Source organism: Arcicella aquatica (genome assembly GCF_034928825.1).
GTDB classification, from domain to species: Bacteria; Bacteroidota; Bacteroidia; order Cytophagales; family Spirosomataceae; genus Arcicella; species Arcicella aquatica.
In genome coordinates this window covers 64,083-79,164 of sequence record NZ_JAYFUL010000011.1, presented here as the reverse complement: position 1 = coordinate 79,164, position 15,082 = coordinate 64,083, and the positions used below count along the sequence as shown (strand labels likewise).

Annotated in this window: 4 protein-coding genes; all 4 read right to left on the bottom strand. The window is 33.8% G+C overall.

Going from position 1 to position 15,082, the window contains the following annotated elements; genetic code table 11:
- Positions 1-19: 19 nt before the first annotated feature.
- The 4 genes from VB264_RS09080 to VB264_RS09065 are packed head-to-tail and all read right to left on the bottom strand — an operon-like array spanning position 20 to position 14,911.
- On the bottom strand, positions 20-3,430 hold the full coding sequence (locus tag VB264_RS09080; RefSeq protein WP_323248661.1) for a hypothetical protein: 3,411 nt from the start codon (positions 3,428-3,430) through the stop codon (positions 20-22).
- A gap of 11 nt (positions 3,431-3,441) precedes the next feature.
- The gene (locus VB264_RS09075) at positions 3,442-4,668 is read right to left on the bottom strand and encodes a hypothetical protein (RefSeq protein WP_323248659.1); all 1,227 of its coding nucleotides are present in this window, start codon (positions 4,666-4,668) and stop codon (positions 3,442-3,444) included.
- Entirely contained in the window at positions 4,665-8,261 is a 3,597-nt protein-coding gene (locus VB264_RS09070; protein WP_323248657.1) for a hypothetical protein, read from the bottom strand. Before VB264_RS09070 ends, VB264_RS09075 begins: the two co-directional genes overlap by 4 nt.
- On the bottom strand, positions 8,261-14,911 hold the full coding sequence (locus tag VB264_RS09065) for a hypothetical protein (RefSeq protein ID WP_323248655.1): 6,651 nt from the start codon (positions 14,909-14,911) through the stop codon (positions 8,261-8,263). Before VB264_RS09065 ends, VB264_RS09070 begins: the two co-directional genes overlap by 1 nt.
- Between the last annotated feature and the right edge of the window lie 171 nt (positions 14,912-15,082).

Here is a 15,082-nt window from a genome sequence, read left to right as displayed (position 1 = left end):
TATATGTGTGTAAAACTTATTATCTATAATAATCTCTAGGGCATCCTATTACTTGTCCATTACAGCTATTGCATCTATCTCCAAATTTATATTCTACATCAAAGCTTCCTCTATATTTCCAGATTTTATACCAAACTATCAAGTTTGCACACCCACCCATAGGCTTAGGGAAATTAGCATTGATGAGAGCTCCTACACCAGCATTAATAAGTTCAACCTCAGCACTAAATAGCCATAAATCAATACCTACTCCAACACTTCCTTCTAAGTAAGCATAAGCTTGTGCAGAGCTTAACCAGCTTGATGTACTACCTGGATAAGTTGCAGCACAACTACCAGCCCCACAATCTCTAGTAATAAAATCAAAGCCAAGTCCAAATTTTAAATTATAATATGCATAAACAATCCCTATTCCATACTCTCGTCTCTGTCTATACGACAACTCAGCACCAAAGGCCGTTCCAAAAGTTCCTTCTGAAAGATTTCCATAATCTGGCTTTTTATAACTACTAGCTTTATATCCAAGCGCTTTTTGATAAAATGCTGGCAACCCTGGTGCTGCTGGCAAACCAAAGCCGGTCATGACATAAAAACCTGTTTTAAAGGTATTCCCCAGCAGATTAGCCCCTACGGTGATTCTATTATCAGGATTTCCCATGTGGAAATACCACATTTTCTGACCAGGAAACTTAGGATTGTTAGCCTGTGTTTCTACGTGTGCAGTAATTTTTCCCGCTAATCCATATGGTTGGTTCCCTTTTAGAGTAGTCCCAATATTTACGTAAAAGTCACACTCACCATGATAAATTCCCTTTTCAAAGTCCCCATTTAATAATAGGCGAATTTTAAAATTTTCCTTTTGGGCATCAGGTTGATTAAAATCTCCATAAGCTATTGCTCTCCAGCCATTACCTGGCGATTTTGAATCAATTGATTTAGCTTTTTTAGTCCAATCAGTAAATTTTGTGGACATTTTATTAACATCTGGAGCACCAGCGGGCTTAGAAAATGAAGCAGAGCCTATTAATCCAAATCTATTAAGTCCCCAGTTTTCATTTAGTGCTAATTCTAACCCTGCTTCAGCATCCATGGATGTGGTTCCCATTTTTACTAAACCAATGAAACCAATTGTACCTTTTTTAGGTGTTACATTAGCTCCATCATTTTCGTTTGTAATTGTCTTGTTGGGTGTGCAGTTGCTAAAAAGCGAAAACATCAAGTGTTGAAGACCAAGAACACCTACTTTTGGTCTGTTTGCATCTGTCCATTGACTATTACTACCAAAACTACCTCCTACATACCAATAACGGTAATCTTCATCTTGCTTATAGCCAAAACTCGCTACAGCAGAAGCCACTTTAATTTCAGACGGCTTCGTTACGTAAAAGGCTAAAGAGCCTCCCCAGCCTTGCTCTGCTCTATCTTCTTTGATATATAACATTCCGTCTAAAAGAAATGGGCCAACATCAATTTTTTCAAGTTTTATTCCTTCAATGCTAATGGCTGGAGTTCCAGATACAATTTTTTTATCTGAAGTTATTATTCCGTTAAATTTCAAAGAAGTAGTAGCTGCTAAATTATCTTTCATTAAAGCTACTCTAACACCTAGGCGTAAATTACACGTAGATGAACTAGTACTTATCGCTAAACTAGTGATACTTGCAGGAAAGCCAGATATTTTAATTTCTTTTTCATAGCCAGCATAGCCAAGGCTGATCCAAGGTAAGGCTGGGTCACCAGTTAATACCAAGCCTTGAACTTTAATACTTGGTACTTGTATTATTGATGTTTTTTGTTCTGCTACACTATCTGCTTTAATACCAGTAGATATTTTTTTGACATAAATACCCATCTCTCCATTAATATTGGCGGTAGGTATAAACTTGCCATTACGCGACTCTAATCTTACTGATGTTCCCTCTGTAAGTTTTATATATCCTTTAAAAGCTGCAAAACTAATACCTGTTTTTAGTGAAACCGTAAGCGACATATCACCTACTGGTGTTATTTCTCCATTATATTGTAATTGAGTAGTTGTATCATTAGCAATAGGTAATTGAACAATACCATTAAATGAGCCTCCTATCAACTTATTGGTCTCAAAAACAACAGACAGCCTATCTACAGAAAAACTCCACCCAGAAGCATCTCCTTCACTCAACGGAATTACTGGAATCTTGCTAAAACTACCACTTACCCCTCTTTCATCAATTAATAAATTTTGTGCAACAACCCTTTCTCGATTGGTTACGGTTTGGGTAGCTGAAATTTTTCGCCTAAATTCTCTAGGTAGTAATATTTCTAAATTTTTAACAAATATTCCTCGCCAAGTATTAATGGCTAGAGAGCCATCTGACTCTGGTGGGAAATAATCACTCGCATATTTTTCTGGGAATACTGTTTCTGGCGAATTAGTTCTTGTACTGAAATCAAAAACAGATCCTTGCACCACAAAACCCCATGTTGGTGCACTTGCTAAGGCAAAAGCCGGGAGACTTACCTCAAAGCGTAAATCATTAATATCATAAAGGGAAGCACTTATTTCGCCAATTACATTCTTGCCTGTTTCTATTACTCCAGTTAAAGGATCTATTTTTACTAGTACATTTGTCGGGAATTGTAAACTACCCGTTACTTTTAACTCTCTAAACCCTTCACAGTCAACTGAAATATAGGTATAATCAGCAAACTGACCTGTCGATTTATTCAAACCGCCATGCATGATAAAATCAAATTTACCAAAGGGTATTTTGTAATCTCCTAAAAGGACTAATCGAGTATCACCGATAAAGCCCCCATCTTGACTAATTTTTATATTATCAGACCCAAAGAATAAAATCTTTTTAGTACCTTCTTTTGAATTAGGGGTTTCTATCTCGATTTTAACATACATTTTTAAGATGGTATACTCTGGCTTAAAAGTGGCACTGGCTATACCAACAGTAATAGAGTTGCCTCCAGCAGAGTTCCCACTTTCATCTACATTCCCCCAACGGATACCTTGTGGTAGCGATAATATGGCTCCGTTGTTAATTGTTTTTATATAACTATTTGTTTTTGCAATCTCATCAAAAAGTGCTTGAGCTTCCGCACGATCGTTAGTAGTGGTGGAATCTACAAATACATTAGCTCGCTCTGCTGGGAACTCGGAATAATCCATCAAACTCATTACATTACCCATTTGGGCAACGGCTTTGTCTAATGCACTACTAAGTTGAGCATTGCGTAATATTTTTTTGTTCTTGTAGTTTAAATGATTTAATCGTTGCCCTTCATCAATTTCATGACTTTTGCTAGCATTGGCAACAATACTTGTTTTGTTCGGTTTTTCTTCATTGGAGTATTTGTATCCTTTATCGGCAAAAGCCCAAAAGCTTTGTACCAAATAAAGGATTAACAAACAACTCCGCTTGTGTAGAACTATTTTCATGTTTGTGTATGTTAATTATCTTCTAAATCAAAAATTGTCAAATAGGATTCTTTGCTAATGGCAAAGTGCTGGTAATTCATTTGTTCTCCATCAAACTGTGATTTACTGTATATCTTGCTCCAATATGATGAATCTGGGTTTTCTTCACTTTCGATTTGTTGCGATATTCTGGATTGTATAAATAGCTTTCCTTCGGCTATAAACCAGTTACTATTAATATTTGCTTCGTAGGATTGTTCACTTAAATGTGAAATACGTTTATTGATTGTATCAAACTCCATAATTCTAACCATTGAACTATGCCATGAATTGATTATGAAATAGATTTTGTCTTTCCATTGTAACGCATTATAAAAGCGAGGATAATCTCCAGTGCCTTCATACTTCCTCAGTCCGTTCTGTTCTATATAGTTGGGGTGTTTAAAAATGCTATTATCATATAATACTTTGCCTGTCTGAGCCTCAATTTCTAAGAGTGTGATATTATTACTTTCACTAAAGTTGTTTTCTGGACCACTCCAGCCATAAAACAAATAAACACAGCCCGTTATATTGTTAAGTATGGAGTATCCTAATTCTATATAATGATTTACTCGCCATAATTCCTGTCCTGTATTTTTATCAAGTCCTAAGATTGTTTTTCCACAAGCACATACCAATATGTTATCAATATCCCCAATAAATTTATCCAAATCGGCAATCCCTAATTCATTAAAACTGTGCTGCCAAAGGGCTTCACCTGTTAGAAAGTAAATAGCAATTATACGTTTGTTATTTCCTTTAATATCTTTACTTACTAATAAAAATGAAATGTTATTTTTATCATGAACACCAAAACCTAACCCATTAATTACAAGCTCATTTATCCATAATATGGTTTTACTTTGTAAACTATAAACTCCAGATTTTAATATATTATCTTCTAAAGTTGAAAATACCCCATATCCATCTTTAGGAGAAACAATCCACCTAAAATGAGGAATTTGATTACTTAATAAAAATAGTTCATTCGTTTTTAAATCGAGTAACACCCCTTTTCCATCTAGTATATACTCATCATAAAAATCACTTTCATTCAAGTTTAATCCTGTCAAATCCTTTGTCCATACAGGTTGCAATGTTATAGTATCTAATCTTGTCCAAAGATTCCCATTCTGTTTTTCAAAAAAGAATACATTCCTTTTATTATATTGAAATATTCTTAATTCTTCTTTTTGTAATATTTTGTTGAGTATCATAAATCACTTTGAATTTTAATGAAACTATATAAACGACTATTTGCTACATTTACAATATTATTAATGAAGAAATTTTTGCGAGAATCATCGTTAGTAAAAAGTGGGCTTTTATCATAATCTTGGCCAGCATCTAAAAATAAGCTTTTTAGCAAGGCTATATTTCCAATAGTTTTTTCATTAGAATTATCTTTTAACCAATACCACAAAGCATTTACATCATTTCCATTTTTATCTTTAACTATAGTTTGGAAAAGGGTTTGGAATTTATTTTTAGCTCCATTTAAGGTAATACCTCCATTTCTAAATTTAAAGATATATACAAAATCATTCATTGTGCTGGCATTTTTAAAATAGGAGAAAAGTTGTGTTTTAAAGCCACTTTCTTTGGTGGTGAATACTCCTTCCTTAATTTCATAAAAGCTAATATACTTAAAAGTAGCCCAGTTTTTTAGTTCTATATTTTTGTTCCCACTGTTATTTATTCTAATATCAAGTCTATGGTCATCTTTATCCTCTACTTGGTCATTTTCTTCTTGGATAGTCGCTTCAAATTCAACTATATTTTGTCTTCCCCCATTGATAAAAGGAGCAGGTGGAGAAGGCATATTTAATAAACCTAGCCCCCAAGAGCCTCCTTTAAATTTATACCCCGATGTAACCATTTCTTTAATATACTCCTCTGATCTTGGTTTTTGTATATATTTGTCTAAGAAGTTATTAAAGTTATACAGTTCTATATTTCGTTGATATACCGATTGATTTGTTCCAATACTAGTATAATTATTACTTGCTTTTAAGTGATAAGTAAAAAACTCATCAAAAAAATAACGTGGAGTAGTTTTAATTTTTCGTAAAAAATCTGTTTTTGCTTTATCCTTTATTATTTCATCCAATACGACAAGCATATTGTAGTCCTGTCTGTCTTTAGGTGTTTCGTAGTTATTATTAGTTTCAGGTATATTTTTGATAACATTCCAACCATTCTTAACATGGTCAGCAGTAATAGTACCTAAATGATTTTTTATAGGTGAACAACCTGTTGCATTACCACAGTTATCAATGATGCAGTCATTTAAAAAAGCTTTTTTTGTTTCTAAACTATAGTCATCTTTTAAATGTAGTCCCAAACTATTTAATTCAATTAGTTTTAAATTTCCTTTCGAAGAACAAATTGCATTTAGTGCGGTTACATACTTGATGTTTGTTTCGGCAGGTATTTTATTATAAATTTCATTACATATTTTTTTATATATTTCTTTAGTTACAGGGTCTGTGATATTTTCACAAACGATACAGTTTGGGTTATCTTTGTCTTTGTCTTTGCTGAGTGTTTTAACAACGGTTCCTACACCCAATGCAATCTTAATACCTGTTTGGACAGCGTCATATACGGTAACGAGTTCATCTAATTGTTCTGTAGCTCCAGCAACTGCAACGCCTACATACTGTTTTTGAGCTACAGTAAAAACTTTTGTTCTTAATTTTTCAGCAGGTATTACTTCTTCAATGATAGACCCTTCCTTCTCGTATCTCAGAACCAGATTTTGTATGTTACCTAATTCTGTTGCGCTTCCTGTACTGCGAAAAGAATTCTGAAATGCTGAAGCCTCAGAAGCATCTTGAAGAACTCTTTTAGATGTCTTGAGGGTAGCATTTGTTTTTTGACCAGAAGGTGGACTAATTCTAATTCCTCCCCCATCACCTGAATAGGGAGAATAGCCTCCCCCTCGTTTGAATTCTGTTGTAAGTTTAAGAAGCCTATCCTCAACTCCATCTCCCGTTTTTAGCAATAACTCTTCACCTTCTTGAGCCATTTTTAGACCATTATTAGGAATAAATTTTTGGAATATCGTTTTACTATTAGTTGCAAAATCTCCTAAAAAACCCTTTAAGCTAAATTTTTGACTTACCTTAGTTATCATTGACACATTTTTTAATGCTCCAATACCTAAAAACATTGAACCAATATCAAAAACTAATTTTCCAGCTTTATAATATGAACAAGTAGTATTAGATGACATATCAATACCCCAATTGATTACCTCTTGTTTAACAGCATCCACTACAGTGACAAGTGTTGTCTTTATTGCTTCAGGGTCGGAAACAACTTCCCATAAAATCTTAAAGTTTTTTATTGTCTCTACCCTCTTTTGAGCACATTCATCATCAAACCAAAAAGATGGAAAACTAGGTTGCCAACATAAAAGAAACTCACCAAATTTATATGCTTGCTTTACACCTTCAACAGCTCCAGCAGCACTTTCAATAGCAGCATCGCCCACACCACAAATAAAAGCCCATTCATTAGCAAATCCTTGTGGGTTTTGTACATCCCAAAAGCATTGGGGAATATATCCATTCACACTTCCACTGACACAAGACACATTTGTATTTCTACATTTTTCAAAATAATCAAACAGTTTTTTTAAGAAATTTACGCTTGAAGAACCCCAAACCTCTTTCTGAGCTTCTTTTAAATCTTTAAGAGCCTTTTCCATACTAATCAAATCTGCCTGCTTAATCTTATTTTCCCCTTGAGTTTTAGCTGTAATGGCTGGTTTGATATAATTTGCGTAAAGTGGGTCATCCATCATTTCTTCAATGAGTGCATTCACTTTTAAAACCTGTTCTTCAGTTACATCTGCATCAAACTTTTGACGATATTCTCCATCGGGAGCATAAAAATCTTTGTGCAAACGCCCTTTAGGAATAAATATTTTTTCTCCTGTTAGGGAATTATAAACTTGCGTTGCAAAATTTTGTAAATGTTCTTGTACAACATCTGGGTTAGGATTTGTAGGAAATTGAGAGAAATTTTGGAAAACCAAAGCTCTAAAGGTATCACTCCCCGCTCCCACTACACTTCCTATTTTTTCTTTAAAATTACAAAACTGCCATTTCTTCCCTGTTATTACATTTTTAATATCTCCTGTAGTTAGCTTATCTGGATTAACATCTTCATTAATAGTATATTTATTAAAGACTCCATAGCCAATAATTATCATCCCATTTGGGTGACTACTATCTAAATAAGGCTGGTTATTTCCTACTTTATCATAAATACTTTTATAGGTATTATAAATACTTTCAAAACTGGCAAAATCTTGTTTTTGAATCGTTATTTGTTCTAATTTAGCTGTAGCTTGAATACCTGAAACTTTAATTTTAGATAAAATATCGCCAAGTAAAGCATCAATACCAATATAAATCAGTGGCTTTCCTTGTGTTTTAAGTGTTGTATTGAGGGTTACAAGATGATTGTTTAAAGAGGTTGAATCAACTAATATTTGTTTATATTGAGCTAAATAATTGTTATTTAGCAACACTTTATTAGGCTCAAAACCAAAAATATAATTATTTTTTTGTGATTCTCCGTTCAAATCATTAATTGCATTCTGAGCAATTATTTGAGTCAACTCATTGTTCGCTACACGTACAAATTCATCTATGATTTCTTGATGTGTTGAGTTGCCAACACTATCAATATTGACTACTGCTTTTTGATGAGATTTATTAGAATATGCTAATGAAAAACTCAATAAATATACTAAAAAAGCAAAAGTAGATATAAAAGTTTTAGAATAAGTTTTCATCAATTCTGGGTGTAAACTAGTGTTTTAAAGATTTCTTTGATACGTTTTGTCAATGCTCTTTCTGTCGTTTTTATCATTGCTTGTTCATTTGCATCTGGGGAAGCTGTGCAAGTTTTACACATAGCTTGGTATATATAATCACTCAGCTTTAGTGCAGGTTCAACAATAGTAAAACTTGGGTTTGAGTTAGTGCTATTATCTATCGTTCTTTCATATACTTTTATTTTTTGCTCCAAATCTTTAATTGCAGCTGTGTTTTCTTTGTGTATCTTAATAAAATATTTAAACGTTAATTTAAGATTAAGTTCTGCATCGGTTTTAAAACTATTAACAATATTCTCTTTTTGAGTTTCAGTTAAAAAAGTGATTTGTGCAAGAGGTTGTGAGTCTTCAGTAGCTTGTGCTTCCTCATTTTCAATAATTGTAGTAGCCACTGGATCAGGAACAGATTGATACTGTGCCCACATCTTCTCTAAGGTTAACTGCACGATTCTCTGATAAAGCGTTAAATATTTATCAGTATCCGCTTTTAGAGCAACTATTTCGGCCCTAGCTTCATCAAATTTAGCAGAAGCCTCTGCCATTGCCGTGGAATTACCTGCGGCTTTTGCTTTAGCATAGTCGTCTCTGGCTTCTTCTAGTTTTCTAGCTGCTTCGATGGCCTTTTTTTCTAATTCACTAGGTAAATCTTTACTGGCCTGTTCTCTTAATTGTTGAGCTATATTGGCAAGATCTTCCTGAGCCATATCTACCTTTATTCCAATAGCATTGGCAATGTCATCAATTACCTCTTTCGCTGATTCATATATAGCTTTGGCAATCGCTTTCGCTTGGATAGGTTTATCCCAATTTACAGGATTATAAAGCGTAGTGATGGTGCCGCTAACCAATTCTTTACATTCGTTAAAGACCACAGGGACATCAGACTTTAGTCCTAAAAATACATTATCAAAGACAGGCACTTTAGAAATGCCTTCGATATTCCAAGTATAATTACCAGCATTTACAAGATTAACTTTCGAGATAATTATTTTAAAATCATTGGCTTTAATGGTATCACCTACAATCAGTTGCTCTAATTTTATTTCATTATTCAAATTAATAGCAGTTGGAATGCCACAGCAATCTCCTGTAATACATGGTTGTAAATCTTTCTGACATTTTCGTTGACACCCAACTGTTACGTAAATTATTTCAGGATTGCACGCTACAGTAGTGCCTATGTCAGTATCACTCCTTTTTTCATTTAATGTAATAGCATAAATACCATCAAGTATTTTATCTTTTAACGGCAGTTCTTCTGTTGTTGTAGCTACTCCTTGCCATTGATAATTTATTAAAACAGGTTCTGAAGATGCCAAAATGTTTCCATCAATGTCTTTTATTCTCTGTACTGTTATTGCTCCTTTCCAGCTTTTTGTTCTGTCTTTGATGGTTACTTTCAGTTTCGCCCAACGTTTGTTAGTTTCTATATAGCAAGTTGGTTCTGCAACTGCAGTGAGTTTACAAACAAAAGGTTTAATTTTTACTAAAAGCGAACCATAAGCTTTACATTTCTTTTCAGCATCATGCTCTACTACTATTGTATAAGTTCCTCCATGCGCTTCTAAAACGTTGGCTACCTTCAATGTTGTGTTTGTTCCTAATGCAACAGAATCTGTGTTAAATGTCCATTTATGTGAAATAGGCGTTATCACTGGGTTAGAAGTGTACGAAATATTTAGTGTATCCCCTGTCGTCAATCCTTCTATTGGGCTATTACTTGTTACTGAGATTACAGGTATTCCAATTACAGTGACTGAAAAAGTACTCAATTTCGTACAATTAGCAATACTTGTCCCTACTACAGAATAAATACCAGTAGCGGCAATAGTCGCCATTGGAATACTAGGTGTTGAACTTGTTGAGATAAAGCCATTAGGGCCGGTCCATGAATACGAATTAGCACCCTTTGCAACTAAAGTGATTGTTTGTCCAGCACATACTTTTTGTGAACCTGTAATAACAATTGTGGGTGTTTCATTCACAACAACCGTTTTCCCATTAGTTACTGTGCTAGTATTAGAACAATTATTGTTGTTAGTAACCTGTACGGTATAACTTCCAGAAGTAGTGGCAGTATATGTTTGGCTATTTGCTCCAGCAATATTAACCCCATCTTTTTTCCACTGATAATTTGTCATTCCTGAAATGGCACTCAATACCACACTACCTCCTTGGCAAAAGGTAGTAGCCGTCGCAGCAGAAACAGTGGCATCAGGGAGAGGATTCACTACGACATCTATAGTTGCTGAACCAACACAGTTTCTAATATCCGTTACTTCAACCTTATAAGTTCCTGCATCACTTGATTGAACATTAACAATATTAGGATTTTGAATACTAGATTTAAAATTCGTTCCTTTTGTCCAATTATAATTAAGTACTCCCCCACCTATTAGTGTTGTTGAACTTTCTGAGGTATTAACAAAAGAAATCCAATGTTTATCCGTGTCTGATGGTCTGGTTATTGTCCAAGTGCCATTAACACTGGGAAGTGATATTTCAAAGGTAGTAATGCCCCCTGCTGAAGTAAAATTGCTAACACCAGTAGTACTACCTTGATCACATGCTTTATCATTAGTACAATTATTTAAACCACTAAAAGTGATACAGTTGTTTAATATTGAATCGGGGAGCGTCTTATTTTTTAACACTGGTATCCAATCGGGATGTACCATTTCATTTAATTCATACCACCAAGCTTTGGCACATCCATTTTCAATTTTAATTATTGCTTTCTGATTGGGTTGATTTATACTACTATAACCTATTATTTGACCATCTATTAATACATTGTTTTGACATTTAATACAAGTAGCATTTGTTTTGCCTTTCTGTGTAATAGTTATGGACGTTGGCGTTGGATTCATAGAACCAGTAATGTTTAACTGAACACTTCTATCAATAGAGGTCAGGTTTTCAGCCAGCTTTACTTGAATTGTAGCTTTCCCACTTCCGGCATTAGCACTTGCACTAAGATTAAGTAATGTTCCTACACACTGAGTAATAGCGCTATTAGTAACAGAAACTACTGGTAATGCATAATTTGTTACAACAGTACTTGCTGTTGCTGAACAGCCTTTGTTATTAGTAAATTTCACATTATATGTTGTTGGTGTTGAATTAGCTGCTAATACAGCAATATTTTGTTGACTACCAATCACAGTATTATTAGTGTTGGTCCATTCAAATTTTGTTGCCCCATTATTTATTGGAATGTCAGGAACATCCGTTCGTAACAAGAACTGTGTTCCTACACAAGCAGGTGTGTTAGTAGCTAAAATAACAGGTATCGGATTTACCTTAAATTTAACAATTTGCTGATTTGTCCATATATAATCATTGGGACTTTCACCTGTTCGACAAAAAATCTTTATGTATCCACTTTCAGTGGCGTTATAATTGAGGACATATGTATTAATCCCGTCAATTGATTCCCATGATCCGTTAATATCTTTGCCAGGTTTGCCATCTAAAAACTCTTGATATGCTGGTTGATAATTAGTATTACAGCCTGTCATCATTAACTTTAAGGTGCCTGAACCACAAAAATCAGTTTGTCCATTCGGAGTTAAATTAACTGCCGAGGGAATGTAGCAATCTCCGTTAGTCAATACTTCAAACGCTATTTCACTGTAAGAGCTTTCATAAGTAGGATTTTCACAAGTAACTTTATAAGTAGCAGATTGATTAATCACTTCATTATAAATAGCAGACTGCTTAACGAAAGTATTGTTTTTATACCATTTTGCTTTATTATTATCTGGACAACCATCTACTTCAAGACTAACCCACCCTTTTTGACAAAATTTATTATATCCATGGGTTGTATTATTGATAATAGTTGGATTATTAGGGTCACAACCTGAATTATCAACTTTAAAGGTAATTTCATTCCATCCAAATTCAGTATTATCGTTAGGGTTAATACACTTTATCCAGATTTTGGTTGTCTGTGTAATAGTTCCTTTAACAAAGGAACTTATTCCTGTATTGAGTTCTGTTCCGTCAGTATACCAATGTGCTAAATTATTATTGGGGCATCCGGTAACAGCTAAATCAACCCAACCCTTTGTACAAAAAACAGCCTTTTTACCAGGAGTATTATTGACAATAGCTGGAGCATAATTACAAGCAGTGTATGAATTAACCGTAAAAGTTATCGCTCGTTGCGGTCCTATCAAATATCCTGTAACTGGACTAATACACTGAAATTTAGCTTCCGTTGTACTAGTTATATTTTCTGAATAATCAGACCCTTGTACAACACTACCAGTACCAACCCACCATTTTACTCTATTCCCATCTGGACAACCACTAGCTGTGACTGAAAATTGACCATTCCCACAAAAAGTAGTTGCGTTTCCAGGAGTTCTATTTATGATTTGAGGATTAATATTAACACACTGATCGTAAGGAATAACAGTAAAATTGATTGCTTCCCACCCTAGTCTTTGGCTTACATCACACTGATTTTCACAAGATACTGCAAATGATTGATTTGAATTGATTGTACGAGTCAGATTACTGCCATCAACTAAGAAACTACCATTGGTATCATACCATTTTGCTTTAGAATTGTCATAACATCCGCTTACACTTAAACTTACGGTGCCACTTGTACAAAATGTTTTATCTCCTACTTGATTTAACGAATTATTAGAAATTTGTGGACCAAAACCTGCCGTAGAGCACAAAGGCTTATACTCAATAGTTATATTATCAGAGTTAATTTCTCCTCTAATGCCATTTTCACAGTTATTAACACATTTTGCATAATATGAGCCTGCTCCTACATTATAGGTCAATCCTGTTTTTTGTTCTACTCCATTATTATACCATATCACCGTATAGGCACAATTTGTAGCAGTAAGTGTTACAGTTGGGTTTGCATCTGATACAGTAAGGCTATTAGTAACTATCACGGGCTTGGTTACATCACAAGATTGACGAACTGTTATCGTAACTTGATTAGACCAACTACTTACACATTCCCCTATTACACATTTAGTTGTGTAAATAGTCGTTATCTGGGGGGTAGCATTTAATGTATTTCCAGTTGATCCATTACTCCAAGTTATCACACCTCCAGAACAGCCAGTAGCAGAAATATTTATACTTTCATTAGCATTTATTGTTGTTGAACTTGTAGTTATTGTTGGAGGAACTAGGTTACAGGCAGTTACAGTAACTTCATTTGACCAATAAGCTTCACAATTATTGATTAAACATTTAGCTTTATAGTTAGTAGTTAATGTTGGATTAATATTTAAGGTAGCTCCTACACCTATAGAATCTGTTATATCATTAACATTATACCAACTAATGTCACTATTCATACCACAACCCGATACACTTAATGTTAAACCGTTAGCTGATGCAATAGGACTATATGTCACTATTGTTGGCATTGTAAAACTACTCGGTAAATCTAAATTATACGTTTCATTACTAGTTCTATAAAGGATATGAGCATGTAATTGGAATATAACATTTCCCATTGCATCTTTTCGAGAAAAATTTTGATATTCTGTAATTGGTACATGTATTTCTGTATTACCACAGCCACCTAATATTTTAGCCCCGTCAATGGTCTCAGATTTATAATGAAGGAGCTTAACAGAATCAATGTTATAGCAATTATTTAAAACCTGCGGAGTTCCATGCAATAATAACTTTATATCTTGTATATCATTTTCCGTGAAATTTTTAATATTAGCTTTATACACCGCGTAGCTAGTGTTATTTATACAAATTGTGTTATCATAAGCGATACTTAATCCAAATTTATTACTACCGAATGTATTCTTTGTTGTACTATAACAACCTGCTCCAGTGAAAGTATTATTTACATTAGTTTTATCTAAATTTTGACATTCCGTTAATACATTATTAATGTCTGTTCTTAAGTTTTTAGACTGACTTCCTATTTCTAAAATACTACAATAAGATTTAGATTCTTCTACATTTATACTCTTCTCGCCCTTCCAAATAAACTCACTTTTTTCATTAAATCCTTCAAAACCTCTCAATACTTTGAAAGTTGGTTCTTTGGGTTCAAATTCAAAATGTCCTTTTATTGTAAAAGTGGCTGTTGGATTTTCAGCATTTACGAGTGCTGTACAGTAATCTTCATAATTACCCCCTGTTTGTACAAAACCATCTGCCATTACTACTTTAAGCGTGTACTTATACCATTCAGGTAAAAAACGCACACCATTATTGATTCCAAAATCAACCCAACTTACCTGTACAGTAAGCTCAAACTCCTCTCCTATCGCTACGCTTTCTTTAGAAGCAACTATTGTAAACATAAAAGGATCAGGTCCTACTAGATGACTTAATTGAGTGTTTAGTGGTTTCGGTGTAATTGTTTTTAGGGGCAATGAAGCAAGGAATATATTTGCATAGCCTCTTTTATCTTCATTTTTAACAGAGAGCTCTCTTTTTTTATTTTTATTACTCTTTCCCTTTGACTTATTATCTATCCCTACTTTATCTCTCATTACATCAATAGGAACGGTGCTAGATAAATACCTTGACTTTGATTGAAAGCTAAAGATAAGTAGAATTGTAAGGCATAAAGACCCAATGTAGAATTGTTTCATATTATTATTAGGTGGTAGTAAAAATTAAATGGTGTTAACAAAAATATCTAATAAAAGACTTAATATAATTTGATATTACAAATCGTATTTCATTCAGTCATCAAAATCCTTTACAAAAGTATTTAGTTATCATATTAAAAAAAATACTTCAAAAGTATGATTTTTTGAAGT

Excerpts from the sequence above, each read along its gene's own strand:
- VB264_RS09080 (WP_323248661.1), bottom strand. The coding sequence starts at position 3,430 with ATGAAAATAGTTCTACACAAGCGGAGTTGTTTGTTAATCCTTTATTTG.
- VB264_RS09075 (WP_323248659.1), bottom strand. The coding sequence starts at position 4,668 with ATGATACTCAACAAAATATTACAAAAAGAAGAATTAAGAATATTTCAA.
- VB264_RS09070 (WP_323248657.1), bottom strand. The coding sequence starts at position 8,261 with ATGAAAACTTATTCTAAAACTTTTATATCTACTTTTGCTTTTTTAGTA.
- VB264_RS09065 (WP_323248655.1), bottom strand. The coding sequence starts at position 14,911 with ATGAAACAATTCTACATTGGGTCTTTATGCCTTACAATTCTACTTATC.